Here is a 14,983-nt window from a genome sequence, read left to right on the forward strand (position 1 = left end):
ACGATGTCGGCCGGGCGCGGTAGCGTAGTGGCGTGCCTGAAGACCTCCGTAACCGCGTCGCCTGCCAGCCCACCGTCGCCGGCCTTTCCGAAGCCGAGCTGCTGGACCGGATTTTTCCGCGCCTCCGGATGGCCGGGGGCCACACCGCCAGCACGTTGCTGGGTCCCGGCGATGACGCCGCCGTCGTCGCAGCCCCGGACGGCAGAACCGTCATCAGCATCGACACCCAGGTCCAGGACCAGGACTTCCGCCTCCTGTGGCCCAACGGCTACCGCACCACCGGGTTCGACGTCGGATGGAAGGCTGCGGCACAAAACCTCAGCGACATCAACGCCATGGGCGCCCAGGCAATATCCATGGTGGTCAGCCTCACCCTCCCCGTGGACACACCCGTGAGGTGGGTGGAGGACCTGGCGGACGGGTTGACAGCCGGAATCCGTGAACTTGGCGCCGCGCGTTGCTCCGTGGCCGGCGGGGACCTGGGCCGGGGCCGCGAAATCTCGGTAACCGTGGCGGTGCTGGGGACGCTCGACGGCGGACAGCCAGTCCTGCGGTCCGGCGCCCGGGCGGGGGACATCCTGGCGCTGGCAGGAACAGCAGGCCATGCCGCCGCAGGCCTGGCGCTGCTTGAATCGGACATCGCCGTGGACACCCTCACCCCGGCCGAGCGCGCCTTCGTGGACCTGCAGTGCCGGCCGCGTCCGCCGCTGCATGCCGGGCCTGCAGCCGGGGCGGCGGGTGCCACGGCAATGCTGGACATCTCGGACGGACTCCTGCGGGACGGCAAGCGGCTGGCCGCCGCCAGCAACGTCGCCGTCGCGCTCGATCCGGCCGGCCTGGCGCAACTGGCGGACCTCCTGGCCCCCGCCTCCGCCCGCCTGGGCGTGGACGGCACGGCATGGGTGCTCGGCGGCGGAGAGGACCACGGGCTCCTGGCCACATTCCCGGCGGGCGTTCAGCTGCCACCCGGATTCACTGCGATAGGCTCGATACATGCACTCGGTACCGACGAAGGCCCGGGCGTCCTGATTGCGGGCCGGGCCGCGGACACCGGGGGATGGGATCACTTTGCACACTAAGGTTGCCGCCAACGCGCTGGCGATGAAGAGGTGGCTGGGCAAGGCTGAAACTGCCCTGGGAAACCACAGCGACCGGCTCAACGCCATCAACATCTTCCCGGTGGCCGACGGCGACACGGGCACCAACCTCTATCTCACCGTGCGCGCTGCCGCCCGCTCCCTGGTGCTCGCCGAGGATCAGCCGGCCCCGGTCGACGTCGGGGAAGTCCTTGCCACGGCCGGGCAGGCCGCCATGGAGGAAGCCAGGGGAAACTCGGGAACTCTTTTTTCCGTGTTTCTTTGCGCCGCCGCGGAACCCCTTGCCGGCCATACCCGGTTGACCTCCACGCTCCTGTCGGCAGCGCTGAACCGTGCCCAGATCCGCGCATGGTCCGCACTGAGTGATCCAGTTCCGGGAACCATGTTGTCGGTCATGGAAGCGGCAGCCCGTGCGGCAGCCGCCGTCGACGCCGCCCAGGACGGCGATGACAGCAACCATGCGCTGGGCCTGGCCCTGGACGCGGCGGTGGAGGGTGCGCTGGCCGCCGTGATCCACACCGAGGAGCAGCTCGATGCCCTGCAGTCCGCCCATGTGGTGGACGCGGGCGGCGTGGGCATGCTGCTGATCCTCGACTGCCTCCGCTCCGCCGTCCTGGGCGAGGAACTGCAGAGCGAACTCCTCGATGGCCTGCACGGCTACGACGTCTCCGATCCCCACATCCACACTTCCATGCCGGACGACGACGGCGTGGAAGTCATGTGCACCATCAACCTTTCGCCCCTGAATGCCGCCACCCTCCGGCAGCGGCTGGACGAGATCGGCGAGTCCGTCATCATGAGCCAGGTGGGCAACGGCTCGGATCCCGAGGGCAACTACCGGTGGCGGGTCCACGTCCACGTTCCGGAACCTGACGCGGCCGTGGACATCATCAGGTCGCTGGGGGAGCCGTCCCAGATCAGCATCAGCGAGTTGGCGCTTCCCCGGGACCCGGATGCGGAAAAGGTGAACACCGGCGGGCATGAACGCTGAGCTGGACCTCGCCCTGGAACGCCGGATCGGAAAGCGCTCCGCGGCCGTCATTGAAAAACACCTTGGCATCACCACTGTCGAAGGCCTCCTCAATTACTTTCCCCGCCGCTACCTCATGCGCGGTGAGCTGACTCCCATCAGCGAGCTCCCGCTCAATGAGGACGTCACCCTCATCGCCCGGGTGCTGTCCAGCAGCACGCGGGCAATGCAGGCACGGCGGGGGACCATCACGGACGTCATCGTTTCCGACGACGACGGGCAGCAGGGCCTCCGGCTGGTGGGCGGCAGGGACTACCACGGCAAAGTGCCCGGGACCCTCAAGATCAGCTTCTTCAACGGCTACAAGGCAAAAGCCGAGCTCCTGCAGGGACGGCAGGCGCTGTTCTCGGGAAAAGTCACCAGCTTCAAAGGCCAGCTGGGCCTCACCAACCCGGACTTCCAGCTCCTGGACGATGACCCCTTCGTGCAGGGCACCGGTGACCCCGCGAAACTCGCCGCGATGCCCATCCCCGTGTATCCCGCCACAGCCAAGCTTCCCAGCTGGAGGATCCAGAAGGTGATCGGCACCCTGCTCGAAACCGTGGACCTGGGTGCGCTGCCGGATCCGCTTCCACCCACGGTCGCCGCGAGGGAAGGCTTCCTGCCCGTGGCAGAGGCGTACCGGCTCATCCACGCGCCGGAAATCGCCGCCGACTGGAAACGCGCCCGGGACCGGTTCCGGTACCAGGAAGCCCTGGTGCTGCAATCAGCGCTTGCCAGGCGCCGGGCCCAGCTCGCCGCCGAGGAAGCCACCGCACGGCGCCCTGTCACAGACGGTCTCCTGGCTGCCTTCGACCAGGACCTGCCCTTCACGCTCACAGCCGGCCAGGCCGCCGTCGGCAAGACCCTCGCCGCGGAACTGGCGCAGGCAGCCCCCATGAACCGGCTGCTGCAGGGTGAAGTGGGCTCAGGGAAAACCGTGGTGGCGCTGCGGGCCATGTTGCAGGTGATCGACGCCGGCGGCCAGGCCGCACTCCTGGCGCCCACCGAAGTGCTCGCCGCCCAGCATTACGACTCCATCCGCCGGACCCTGGGCGTGCTCTCCAGCGACGGACTCCTCGGCGGGCCGTCCGGGGGCAACGGGCCGTCCGTTCAGGTCACGCTGCTGACCGGGTCCATGCCCACTGCGGCACGGAAACAAGCCATGCTGGACGCCGCCTCGGGGACCGCAGGAATCATCATCGGCACCCACGCCCTCCTCAGTGACAACGTGTCCTTCTACGACCTCGGCCTGATCGTGGTGGACGAGCAGCACCGCTTCGGTGTGGAACAGCGCGATGCCCTGCGGTCGAAGGCCCGGAAACCACCGCACCTGCTCGTCATGACCGCCACGCCCATTCCCCGCACCGTAGCGATGACCGTGTTTGGCGACCTTGAGACCTCCACCCTCGACGAACTGCCAAAGGGCCGGGCCCCGATCACCACCCACCTCGTGGGCCTTGCGGAAAATCCCGGCTGGGTGGCACGGATCTGGGCACGTGCCCGGGAAGAGATCGACGCCGGCCACCAGGTGTACGTGGTCTGTCCCAAGATCGGAACAGACGACGACGGCGACTTCAGCCCGGGGGAGGCGGCACCTCCCGGCTTGGACACAGAGGAGACGCGGGAGCTCGCGTCGGTCACCGCCGTCGTGGACCATCTTCAGGGCGAGCCCTCGCTGGCAGGGGTGCCGCTGGCTCCCCTGCACGGACGCCAGGACCCCGACCTGAAGACCGAGACCATGGCCGGGTTTACCGCCAACCGCATCAAGCTGCTCGTCTCCACCACCGTGATCGAAGTGGGGGTGGACGTCCACAACGCCACGCTGATGGTCATCCTGGACGCCGACAGGTTCGGCATCTCCCAGTTGCACCAGCTTCGCGGCCGTGTGGGCCGCGGCGGACTGCCGGGAACCTGCCTGCTGGTCACCGCCCTGGAACCGGGCCACCCAAGCCGGCGGCGGCTGGATGCCGTGGCGGCCACCACCGACGGTTTTGTGCTCTCCCAGGAAGACCTCAAACTGCGGCGCGAGGGCGACATCCTGGGCGCTTCCCAGTCCGGCGGACGGTCCACATTGAAACTGCTGCGGGTGCTCGAACACGAAGACGTCATCGCCCGGGCCAGGGAGGACGCCCAGGCGATCGTAGGCGGCGACCCGTTGCTGTCCGGCTACCCGGAACTCGCGGACGCCATCGAGAAATACCTCAACCCTGAGAAGGAGGCGTTCCTTGAACGCGGTTAGCAAAGAAAGCGGAGCGGGCGCCGGCGGATCGCGGTGGGCACGGTGACCAGGATTATCTCCGGCGTTGGTGGCGGAACGCCGTTGGCGGCGGTTCCCGGGTCCTTGACCAGGCCTACGACAGACCGGGTGAAGGAAGCTCTGTTCTCCCGCCTGGACGCCTTCGAGGTGATTTCCGGGGCGCGGGTGCTTGATCTATACGCGGGTTCGGGTTCCCTGGGGGTGGAAAGCGCCAGCAGGGGAGCCGCGACAGTGGACCTGGTGGAATCCGACGCCAAGGCCAGCGGTGTGTGCCAGCGCAACGCGGACCTCATTAACGGAGTCCTGGGCCGAAAGGCCGTCACGGTGCACCGCTCCAGGGTGGAACCTTTCCTGGACCGGGCCGCGGAATCCGCGGCCTGGGACCTGGTGTTCCTGGATCCGCCGTATCCGTTGGAGGAAGCCGCACTGTCGGCGGTGCTGCAGAAGCTCGCCGCGCACCTGGTCCCGGGTGCCGTTGTAGTGGTGGAACGCTCGTCCCGCTCCCCGGAACCGCAGTGGCCGGACGGGATGACGAGGTTCGCCGAAAAGAAGTACGGGGAAACCCGGCTGTGGTTCGCCGAGCCGTTCGTGCCCGACGCCATCGCTCCGGATGACCTGGCCGATGTTGCCGGACCTGACACCCAGGGCACCTAGCCCGCCAAGGCGCTCAGCCCGAGAAGGGGTCCAGATCCACTCCCGCCAGGACACGGGCAGGGTGGGGGCCCCGGGCGGTCAGCTCAGCTGTCCACGATTCCGGCCAGGGGCCCTGTGTGCCTGCCAGGATGATGTTGCCCGGATACCTGCCCTCGAACATGCCCGCTTCCGCAAACGCACCCACATCCGCCATTGCCGCGCGCATCGCCGCCACCTGGCTCCGGACCAGTGTGAGGGCCGCCTCGTCGCCCACGTTGACGATCAGCAGGCCGTCCGGGCGCAGACGCTCCCTGGCTTCGCGGTAGAAACGGCTGGTGGCGATGTGGGCCGGCGCTTCCGGGCCGGAAAAGATGTCCAGGATTACGACGTCGAACGTGAGTCCCGGATCGAGGGCACCGAGCGCCTCGCGGGCGTCGCCGATGACGGTGGTCAGGTCTGTCCCGTCGGGCATGGGAAGGTGCCGAAGGACAAAGTCGAGCAGCTCACGTTCCAGCTCGACCGCGTACTGGAGCGAACCGGCGCGGGTGGCCTGGATGTAGCGCGCAAGCGTCAGCGCCCCTGCCCCCAGGTGGAGGGCGCTGATCGGCTCGCCGGGAGGGGCGGCCAGATCCACCAGGTGCCCGATCCTGCGGAGGTATTCGTAGAAGATGTCCTCCGGCCGGTCGAGGTTGACGTGGGATTGTTCGGAGCCGCCGATGCTCAGTACATAGCCCCCGTCAGTGAAGGCATCGGGTTCGATGGTGGCATGCCGGCCGGTGGTCCGCAGGAAGCGGCTGGCGTGCACGCCGCTGCCGCCGGACATCAGAGCCTTCCGCGCAGGGTGGACAGCCGCGCCGCAGCCTCCTCCAGGACTTCTGTCTTTTTGCAGAACGCGAACCGGAGCAGGCTTCGCATCCGCTTCGCGCCTTCCGCATGGCAGAAGACCGGAACGGGAATGGCTGCGACGCCCACCAGTGCCGGCAGGCGGCGGGCGAGGTCCAGGGCATCGGTGATGCCCAGCGGAGCCGTATCCACATTGACGAAGTAGGTTCCCTGTGGTGTGAAAACGTCAAAGCCCGCCGCCCGAAGTCCGGCGCTGAGGATGTCACGTTTCGTCTCAAGGGCGGCGGCGATGCCCGTGTAGAAACTGTCCGGCAGGGCCAGCCCCTTGGCGATCGCGGCCTGGAAGGGAGTGCCTGAGCTGTAGGTAAGGAATTGCTTGACCGTGCGGACGGCGGAGACCAACTCTTCGGGCCCGCTCAGCCAGCCGATCTTCCAGCCGGTCAGGGAAAAGGTCTTTCCGGCAGAGGAAATGGTGATGGTGCGGGCGGCGGCCCCTGGAAGGGTGGCAACGGGGGTATGGGCCACGCCGAAGGTGAGGTGCTCATACACCTCATCCGTGATGACAATGCTGCCGTGCTTCTCCGCGAGCTCCACCACGCGCTGCAGGACGGCCGGCGGAAAAACGGCGCCGGTGGGATTGTGCGGGTTGTTCAGCAGTACCACGCGGGTCCGCCCGTTGAACGCTGCCTCCAGGGCCGCCATGTCCGGCATGAAGTCCGGGGCAGCGAGCGGCACCGTGACGTGGGAGGCGCCGGAAAGCCCAATGACCGCGCCGTAGGAGTCATAGAAAGGCTCGAACGTCAGGACCTCGTCGCCGGGTCCGGCAAAGGCCAGGAGGGCCGCGGCGATGCCTTCGGTGGCTCCGGTGGTGATGATGACTTCGGTTGCCGGGTCCGGCGCAAGCCCGTAGAACCGTTCCTGGTGTGCGGCCACCGCCTGGCGGAGTTCGGGCAGGCCCTTGCCGGGCGCGTACTGGTTGGCCCCCGCTGCGATGGCTGCCCGGGCTGCCTCCCGGATTTTGGCAGGCCCGTCCTCATCGGGGAAGCCCTGGCCCAGGTTGATGGCCCCGGTCTGGACGGCCAGGGTGGTCATCTCTTCAAAGATGGTGACACCCAGCCCGCCGTCGGGCGCCAGGAGGTTGGCACCGAGCGCCGTACGCTGCCAGGGCGCAGGTGCCAAGGGGGTGGAAAGTTCCCGTGGTGGATGCATCCAGTCATGGTATCCCGGCCTTTCCATGGGGTAGGTTCGGAGCATGAGACGCGCTGTGTGCCCCGGATCCTTCGACCCCATCCACAACGGCCATCTCGAAGTCATCGCACGGGCTGCCGGTCTTTTCGACGAGGTCATCGTGGCCATTTCCACCAACTACGCCAAGAAGTACATGTTCAGCCTGGAAGAGCGGCTGGAAATGGCGCGCGAAACGCTGGCACTGCTCAGGGGCATCGTGGTGGAACCGGTGGGCGAGGGGCTCCTGGCGGAGTACTGCCGCCAGCGGGGCGTGTCGGCCATCGTCAAGGGGCTCCGGTCCTCGTCGGACTTTGACTACGAGCTGCCCATGGCCACCATGAACCGGCAGCTGAGCGGGGTGGAGACAGTGTTCCTCCCGGCAGAGGCAAGCTACGTCCATTTGTCCTCCACCCTGATCAAAGAGGTGTCGTCCCTGGGCGGCAGCGTGTCCGACTACGTGCCCCGCTCGGTGCACCGCCGCATGGTTTCCGGCGAGCCTTCGGCGGATCAGCAGCCAAAGCGGTAGGCTGGATCGGTACTTCGGCGCTTCCTCGTGCCGGTTTGAGTCGCTGCGGCTCTTCAGGCTAAGATGGTACGTCGGTCATATGTTCAACAGGAGTTCTCATTAACAGAGATGCTGGTTCGCCCTTGGCGTTCGACGTCAAGGACCTCGGGCGCAGCCCGGGAAGCATGCGGACACTGAAGGAACATGTACCCGCACCGGGTGATCTTGGTGTGGCGCTCATTGGTGTTCAGGAAGGCTCGGATGTCGAGCTGGATCTGAGGCTGGAGGCCGTACACGAAGGAATTCTGGTATCAGGAACCGTGGTTGCCGAAGTTACTGGCGAGTGCGGCCGATGCCTGGATCCCCTTGCGTATGACCTTGAGGTCAATGTGCAAGAACTTTTCTTCTACGAGGGCATTCAGCTTTCGGATGGAGAAGATGATGAAGAGCAACGTCGAGTCGAGCACGATGTAATCGATCTTGAACCGGTGTTGCGGGACGCGGTTGTCACCAATCTGCCGTTCCAGCCGGTGTGCCGGGAAGACTGCCAGGGCCTTTGCTCCGAATGCGGAGCTCGCCTGGAAGACGAGCCGGGGCACCACCACGAGGTCCTGGATCCTCGCTGGGCTGCCCTAGCTGATATGGCTAAGCCTGACCGGCAAAATTGATTTGTACGTGTTTGTCTAGAGAGAAATGAGTTAGCCGTGGCTGTTCCCAAGCGGAAAATGTCTCGCTCGAATACCCGCGCCCGCCGCTCGCAGTGGAAGGCGACCGCCCCCCACCTGGTGAAGACCGTTGAGAACGGCCAGGTCACCTACAGCCTGCCGCACCAGGCAAAGGTCGTTACCGACTCTGCCGGCACCGCGCTGTTCCTTGAGTACAAGGGCCGCAAGGTCGCTGACGTCTAATCGGCCCAACAGGCTGACTGATGTCTTCAACTGAAGAGCTTCTGAAGCGTCTCGGTGTCACTATTGACGCCGGGACGCTTCGTCTTGCGCTTACCCACCGTTCGTACGCATACGAGAACGGCGGCATACCCACCAACGAGCGGCTCGAGTTCCTGGGCGACTCCATTTTGGGATTCTCCGTCACCGATGCCCTCTACCGGGACAACCCGGACCTGCCCGAAGGCGAACTCGCCAAGCGCCGGTCCGCCGTCGTCAGTACCCGGGCCCTCGCCGGGATCGGCCGCAGCCTCGGCATCGGTGAGTACATCTACCTGGGGCAGGGCGAAAAGCTCACCCACGGCAAGAACAAGGCCTCCATCCTCGCGGACACCATGGAGGCCCTGATCGGGGCAACGTACGTTTCCAACGACATCGAGACCGCGCGCCAGCTGGTCATGCGGCTGGTCGGTCCGCTGCTGAAGGACGCCGCAGTCCTGGGCGCCGGCACCGACTGGAAGACCAGCATCCAGGAACTCGCCGCCAGCCGGCAGCTGGGCAGCATCCACTATGCAGTGGACGGCTCCGGCCCGGACCACGCCCGCACCTTCACGGCGGTGCTGAACATTGGCGGCAAGGCCTACGGCAAGGGCTCCGGCCATTCCAAGAAGGAAGCCGAACAGGAGGCAGCGGAAGACGCCTGGCGGGTGCTCTCCGGAGCCGGGGCCCAGGCTGACCCCAGCACCTCCGCAGGCTCCGTAGCTGCCAAGTAGCGCTCCGTGCCTGAATTGCCAGAGGTCGAAGTGGTGCGCCGCGGCCTGGTGAACTGGGTCCGCGGCAGGACCATCCGCGCCGTGGACGTCATCGATCCCCGCTCCATCCGGCGCCACGCCCTCGGGGCAGGGGACTTCATCGGCAACCTCGAAGGCGCCACGGTGGCCGACGTCGTGCGGCGCGGCAAGTTCCTCTGGATGCCGCTGCTGGACGGCACCGCTGCGCTGCCGAACGCCGGGGAGGACACCCGCGTTCCCGCGGTGGCACTCATGGCGCATCTGGGCATGAGCGGGCAGCTGCTGATGCAGGGCCCCGGCGTTCCCGATGAAAGGCACCTCAAGGTCCGTTTCCGGCTCAGTCCCCGGGACGGCATGCCGGACCAGCTGCGCTTCGTGGACCAGCGGATCTTCGGAGGCCTTTTTGTCACCGCACTGGTACCCACGGACGACGGCGCCCCGGGCGGCCTCGCGGAATCGCCCCTTCCCCTGATCGCCGCCGAAGCCGCGCACATTGCGCGCGATCCACTGGACCCTTCGTTCTCCTTCGACCTCTTCTACCAGCGGCTTCGGAAGCGCCGGACCGGCCTGAAGCGGGCACTGCTGGACCAGGGCCTGGTCTCCGGTATCGGGAACATCTATGCCGACGAAGCGTTGTGGCGGGCCCGGCTGCATTACGCCCGGCCCACCGATACCCTGCGCCGGGGGGACGCCCGGCGTGTCCTCGACAGCGCCCGCGAGGTCATGCTCGATGCCCTGGCCGCAGGAGGAACCAGCTTCGATTCCCTGTACGTCAACGTCAACGGCGCCTCAGGCTACTTCGACCGGTCCCTCAACGCGTACGGCCGCCAGGGTGAGCCGTGCAAAAGGTGCGCGGCCGCAGGAATCCAGGCGGTCATCCGCCGCGAGCAGTTCATGAACCGTTCGTCCCACACCTGCCCCGTGTGCCAGCCGCGGCCACGCAACGGCCGCTGGTAGCACCGGGCCGCCCAGGCGATGGGCTCAGCGGGTGCCATAGTGTGCTGCCAGCCGCGCCAGGCCTTCGTCGATCGGGACGGCCGGAGTCCAGTCGAGGAGTTCCCGGGTTTCGCGTTGGTCGAACCAGTGGGCGGTGGACAGCTGCTCAGCGAGGAATTTCGTCATGGGCGGTTCGTCCTGCATTCCAAGCCTCAGCCACAGTTTTTCCACTACGGACCCCGCCGCCCTGGCAAACCGCCCCGGGACGGACCACGACGGGGCAGGCACGCCACCGGCGGCGCAGATGCCGGCAATCAGTTCGCCCACCGGCCGTGGCTCCCCGTTGCTGACAACCAGCGCCCTGCCATGGATGTGGCTGATGCGCTCCAGCGCGGCAACAATCGCCGACGCGGCGTTGTCCACGTACGTGGTATCGATCAGGGCGGCGCCCGCATCCAGCAGCGGCAGCCGGTGCCGGGCAGCCCGCGCCAGCACCCGTTCCACCAGCTGCGTGTCCCCGGGTCCCCAGACCACGTGCGGCCGAACGGCAGCAACGCGGAAGTCCGGGGCGTCAGCGGCAAGGGCCAGCAGTTCCGCCTGGGCCTTGGTGCGGGAGTAGTCCCCGTGGGCATGCTCCGGGTCCGCAGGCTCTGCGCCCAGGCCCGCAATGGCGGCGCCGGAATTGGCCACTGACGGCGAGGACACGAAGATTAGGTTCCGCACGCCGGCCGCGCGGGCGGCGAGGAGCAGCCGCCGGGTGCCGTGGACGTTTACTTCGTCGAACTCTGCGGCACGGCCGGTGAAGGAGACCTTGGCCGCCAGGTGGATGACTGCCTCGGCACCCCGGACGGCATCGCTGACCGCGGCGTCATCGGTGAGGGATCCGCGGTGGTCCGTGGCGCCGTCGACCCCTGAGGGACGCCGCTGGAAGGTGGTGACGTCATGGCCCCGGTGCACCAGTTGTCCGGCGACTCCGCGGCCCAGGAGTCCGCTTGCACCGGTAACGAGGACTTTCATGGCGTCCCCGCGCGTCCGCCGGCCAGGACGGAGGCAGCCCACCGGGACAGGCGCGTCCGGTCGATCTTTGCGTTGTGGCGGATATCTGTAGGCTGCGCGGGGACCACCAACACGGCGGCCACGGAAATGCCCGCCGTGCGCGCGGCTTCCCGGACCTTTCCAGCCAGTTCCGGACCGGCAGGGCCGGCTTTCCGGACGGGCGGGACCGTCTCGACCACGGCGGTGACGGCCTGCGTCCCCGCCGGCCCCACGCCAACAATCGCGGCCATCCGGATGCCGGCCACGCGTTCGATGGCCTGTTCGGCGCCGACCGGTGTCACCACCGAACCGGGCGCGGTGACGACGTGCGCAAGCCGGCCTTCCACCCACAACCGGCCATCGGAGTCGAAGTGGCCGACGTCGCCGGTGCGGTGCCATCCGGCCACGCCGGTGCTGGCTTCCTGGGTCAGCCAGAGCCGGTCGTACATATCCTTGACGTGCGGAGCACTGACCAGGATTTCTCCTGTGATTCCCGCGTCCGTGACAGGAGTTGAACCGGGGGCTGTGCCGTCTGCCGCCAGGGGGATGACGGCCACCCGGGCGCCGTGGACGGGCCGGCCCACGCAGACACCGTTGCCGGCCCCGGGCTTTGTTCCGGATCCGGCGTCGAAAGCCGCGGCCCTGATTTGTTCGAGGCTGATGTCGGTGACGGGGAGCGCTTCCGTCATTCCGTAGGGCGTGTGCAGGGAGGCACCCGGCAGGAGCCGCTGCATCTCCGCAAGGAGCGGTTCGGGAACGGGGGCGCCTGCGGAGAGCAGCAGTTCAACCCGTTTCAGCGCTGCGGTGCCCTCCGCACTGAGTCCGCCGCTGGTGGCGACGACGTTGCGCAGGGCAGCCGGCGAGGCGAAGACCACGGTGGCGTCGATGGCCGCTGCGGCGTCCGCGAGGGCCCGCGCGGTCAGGGTTCGTGGCGCGGTGACATCCATCGCCGGCGTCACGGACACGGTTCCCAGTGCCGGTCCGAGCAGGGCGAAGGGCGCGAAACCCGCCACCAGCCGCTGGCCCGGATGGATCCCGAAGGTTTCGGCCACGGTGTCCCGCATCGCGGCGAGTTGCCGGTGCGTGTACAGCACGCCCTTGGCCGGACCGGTGGAGCCGGAGGTGAAGAGCACGGCGGCGGGGGAGTCCGGGTCCGGCCAGTATGTGCCGTTACCGTTGCCGTTGCCGTTGCCGTTGCCGTTGCCGTTGCCGTTGCCGTCGCCAGGCCCGGCGGAGCGCACCCTACCCGCCGTTGTTAGTGCGGCCAGGGAGGTTTCCACCCCGAGAATCCGGCGGCGGGCGGCCGGGAGGTCGCGTACGCTGATGCGCCTGGCCGCCCATCCCAGGACGCGGGCAGCTGCCAGCGCCCTGTCGATGCCGATCAGAAAGTCGGGAGTAGCCCCCTTGACCGCCCGGCTCAGTCCCTTCGTCCCGAGTCCGGCATCGGCCACCACCACTACGGCTCCCAGCCGCAGGCAGGCATACAGGGCCACGGTCAGGTCCACCCCGGGCGGGACCATGAGGCTCACCCGGCTGCCCGGCCTTACGCCTGCCAGGTGCAGGCCGGTGGCCAGGCGGTGGACGTCAGAGTCCAGCTGCTGCCACGTGAGGGAACGGGCCACGGTGCCGTCCGCAGCCATTTCGACGACGGCCGGCTTACCTCCGGCGGGTCCTGCCGCCTGTTCGGCGAGGAGCGTCCACAGTGGCTGGAAACCTGCGCGGGCCGGCGGCTGGGAAGCGGCGTTCCCCACCGCGGGCGAACCGTTGCCGCCGCCGCTGACGCGCCCGGCCAGCCAATCGAAAACCGCCGGGGCGATGTCCCGGTCCTCCACGAGCAGGTGTCCTGCGCCCTCGTAGCGGTGCACGTCAGCATGCGGGAGGCGGGCGATGAGGTCCTTGAGGTAGCGGTCGGAAAAGATCGGGTCGCGCGGACCCCACAGCATCAGGGCAGGGACCTCCAGGTTCCGGAGGCCTTCCGCCACGCCGCTGAGCGCAGAAAAGCTGGGATGCCAGGCGTCCACGGGAATGTCGGCAACAAAGTTTCCCACCCCGGCCCGCCGTGCGGCTCCGCGGTAGGGGGCCATATACGCCTTCCGGACATCCGCGGGCAGCGGCGGGTGCGCCAGCGAATGCGTCACCCGCAGGAAGGAGTCGGATGTGGTGGTTCCCCATGTGTGCACGGCAGGGTGCAGGGCAAGGCGCAAGGCCGGGGGAATGGACGAGCCTGCAGGCTGGTGAACGGCCGTGTTGGTCAGTACCACGCCGGCCAACTGGTGCTGGTGGGCCAGCGCCCAGCCCAGGCTGACCACTCCGCCCCAGTCATGCCCCACCGAGACGACCGGTCCCTCCAAGGCCAGCGCGTCCGTCAGGTCGCCCAGGTCCTGGACCCTGTCAGCCAGCCGGCGGAAGGTGCCCGTGCGTTCGGAGAAGCCCATGTCCAGCTGGTCAACCGCCACCACCCGCCACGGATGCGCGGGGTCGCATCCGGCGGCCAGCAGGCTCCGCCACAGGTAGGACCAGGTGGGGTTGCCGTGCACGCACAGCAGGGTCCCGGCGGGAACCAGGCCACGGCCGGCGAGTTCTGCGCCGTTGTCCAGCAGGTGCCAGCGGCGCACCGTGCCCGGCGCGTCGACGCCGGCTGTGGAAGGGACATCAATCTGGCGCGACCACCCGGCGGCCACGCCCGGCCAGTCCGCGATCACCAAACGATTTCCAGCATTGCGGTGTTCAGGCCGGAACCCACGCCCATGCACAGAACGCGGTCCCCGGTATCCAGGGACTGCGACTCGGCCGCAAGCGTCATGGGCAGCGAGGCGGGCCCAACATTGCCCCAGTGCGGGAACGTGATGGGCACCTTGTCGGGGTCGAGGTCAATGGCGTCAATAATGGCCTGTGTATAGGCGTTGCTGACCTGGTGCGTGACGTAGCGGTCCATGGCCGCCCAGTCCCACTCGGGCTGCGCTTCATGCCACGCGTCCACGACCAGCTGGAGGCCGCCGTCGAGCAGTCCTTTCGTGTCCGTGTTCATGCCGTCGATGCCGCCCACGCACAATTCATGGTGCTCGGTGCCGGCACGCATCACGCCGCCCACCACGCGGTGGGCCCCGGGGTGCTCATCGGCCGGTCCCAGGACGGCCGCTGCGGCCCCGGATCCCAACGTCAGCGTGGCGAACTCGCGGTTGAAGTCGTCGCGGGTGGTTTCCGGCCGCTGGAGCCGGGCGAGGGTGGCCTCCTGCGTCAGCTGGGCGTCCTCGCCATTGACGATGACGGCGTACCTGATCTGCCCCGAATCGATCATGTTCGCTGCCAGGGTCAGGGCGTTCACGAACCCGAGGCATGCGTTGGCGAGGTCGAAGTTCATGGCCGACGACGGCAGGCTCAGGCCGTGGTGGATCTTCACCGCCACGGACGGTTCGAGGTTGCGGCGCGTGACCGAGGTGTTGATCAGCAGTCCGACGTCGGAGGCTTCGATGCCTGCCTCGGCCAGGGCCTTGGCTCCGGCTTCCACCGCGGCGTCGTCGAACGATGTTCCGGGGGCCCACCAGCGGCGGTGCGTAATGCCCGCAACGCGCTCAAGCAGCCGGGGTGGAAACTTCAGCCGCTTCAGGGTGTGCGCCAGGTGGCGGTCGAAGTCCGTGGAGCTTACGATCCTTGGAGCCTCGACGCTGCTCACCGAGAGCAGCGCGGTGTTGCTGTGGCGGAAGGTTGCATTACCTGCCAATTCAAGCCCCTCTTCGTTTCCGTCGCGCATTCATGCGGTGAC

14 protein-coding genes are annotated in these 14,983 nt (G+C 67.9%); 9 read left to right on the plus strand and 5 right to left on the minus strand.

Translation table 11 applies throughout. The annotated features are described in order from the left end of the window. Window positions 1-32: 32 nt before the first annotated feature. From thiL to rsmD, 4 genes are read left to right on the plus strand one after another with little or no spacing between them, the layout of a single operon-like run. Window positions 33-1,079, plus strand: coding sequence for a thiamine-phosphate kinase (gene thiL / locus ACV095_RS08195; RefSeq protein ID WP_478223256.1), 1,047 nt, complete (start codon window positions 33-35; stop codon window positions 1,077-1,079). A 22-nt stretch (window positions 1,080-1,101) separates the two neighbouring features. Then, entirely contained in the window at window positions 1,102-2,088 is a 987-nt protein-coding gene (locus tag ACV095_RS08200) for a DAK2 domain-containing protein (RefSeq protein WP_134163917.1), read from the plus strand. Next, window positions 2,078-4,348, plus strand: a complete 2,271-nt coding sequence (locus tag ACV095_RS08205; protein ID WP_478223257.1) for an ATP-dependent DNA helicase RecG — start codon at window positions 2,078-2,080, stop codon at window positions 4,346-4,348. The genes ACV095_RS08200 and ACV095_RS08205 overlap by 11 nt, the downstream gene beginning before the upstream one ends. Window positions 4,349-4,390: 42 nt before the next feature. Further along, on the plus strand, window positions 4,391-5,020 hold the full coding sequence (gene rsmD / locus ACV095_RS08210) for a 16S rRNA (guanine(966)-N(2))-methyltransferase RsmD (RefSeq protein WP_056388174.1): 630 nt from the start codon (window positions 4,391-4,393) through the stop codon (window positions 5,018-5,020). Window positions 5,021-5,033: 13 nt separating this feature from the next. Here rsmD and ACV095_RS08215 read toward each other — a convergent pair whose 3' ends face one another. Together ACV095_RS08215 and ACV095_RS08220 are read right to left on the minus strand one after the other, a co-directional pair. Next, on the minus strand, window positions 5,034-5,822 hold the full coding sequence (locus ACV095_RS08215) for a spermidine synthase (protein WP_478223258.1): 789 nt from the start codon (window positions 5,820-5,822) through the stop codon (window positions 5,034-5,036). Continuing rightward, window positions 5,822-7,051 (minus strand): aminotransferase class I/II-fold pyridoxal phosphate-dependent enzyme, encoded by a 1,230-nt coding sequence (locus ACV095_RS08220; protein ID WP_478223259.1) that lies wholly within the window; start codon window positions 7,049-7,051, stop codon window positions 5,822-5,824. Before ACV095_RS08220 ends, ACV095_RS08215 begins: the two co-directional genes overlap by 1 nt. Window positions 7,052-7,094: 43 nt before the next feature. Between ACV095_RS08220 and coaD the strand changes: the two genes are divergently transcribed. From coaD to mutM, 5 genes are all read left to right on the plus strand, one after another. After that, window positions 7,095-7,595, plus strand: a complete 501-nt coding sequence (gene coaD / locus ACV095_RS08225) for a pantetheine-phosphate adenylyltransferase (RefSeq protein ID WP_056387888.1) — start codon at window positions 7,095-7,097, stop codon at window positions 7,593-7,595. Between the two features lie 122 nt (window positions 7,596-7,717). Continuing rightward, the gene (locus ACV095_RS08230) at window positions 7,718-8,242 is read left to right on the plus strand and encodes a YceD family protein (RefSeq protein WP_082581631.1); all 525 of its coding nucleotides are present in this window, start codon (window positions 7,718-7,720) and stop codon (window positions 8,240-8,242) included. Between the two features lie 36 nt (window positions 8,243-8,278). Further along, complete coding sequence (gene rpmF / locus ACV095_RS08235) at window positions 8,279-8,482, plus strand: 50S ribosomal protein L32 (protein WP_009356569.1); 204 nt, start codon at window positions 8,279-8,281, stop codon at window positions 8,480-8,482. Between the two features lie 20 nt (window positions 8,483-8,502). Continuing rightward, window positions 8,503-9,231: a ribonuclease III gene (gene rnc, locus ACV095_RS08240; RefSeq protein WP_478223260.1), complete on the plus strand. Its 729-nt coding sequence runs from the start codon at window positions 8,503-8,505 to the stop codon at window positions 9,229-9,231. 6 nt (window positions 9,232-9,237) lie between these two features. After that, window positions 9,238-10,206: a bifunctional DNA-formamidopyrimidine glycosylase/DNA-(apurinic or apyrimidinic site) lyase gene (mutM, locus tag ACV095_RS08245; protein WP_478223261.1), complete on the plus strand. Its 969-nt coding sequence runs from the start codon at window positions 9,238-9,240 to the stop codon at window positions 10,204-10,206. Between the two features lie 24 nt (window positions 10,207-10,230). Here mutM and ACV095_RS08250 read toward each other — a convergent pair whose 3' ends face one another. The 3 genes from ACV095_RS08250 to ACV095_RS08260 are packed head-to-tail and all read right to left on the minus strand — an operon-like array spanning window position 10,231 to window position 14,971. Beyond that, entirely contained in the window at window positions 10,231-11,202 is a 972-nt protein-coding gene (locus tag ACV095_RS08250; protein ID WP_478223262.1) for an NAD-dependent epimerase/dehydratase family protein, read from the minus strand. Further along, window positions 11,199-13,925 (minus strand): alpha/beta fold hydrolase, encoded by a 2,727-nt coding sequence (locus ACV095_RS08255; protein ID WP_478223263.1) that lies wholly within the window; start codon window positions 13,923-13,925, stop codon window positions 11,199-11,201. The genes ACV095_RS08250 and ACV095_RS08255 overlap by 4 nt, the downstream gene beginning before the upstream one ends. Then, complete coding sequence (locus tag ACV095_RS08260; protein WP_478223264.1) at window positions 13,919-14,971, minus strand: 3-oxoacyl-ACP synthase III; 1,053 nt, start codon at window positions 14,969-14,971, stop codon at window positions 13,919-13,921. Before ACV095_RS08260 ends, ACV095_RS08255 begins: the two co-directional genes overlap by 7 nt. Window positions 14,972-14,983: the final 12 nt, after the last annotated feature.

It is taken from the genome of Arthrobacter sp. JDC6, from assembly GCF_056484025.1.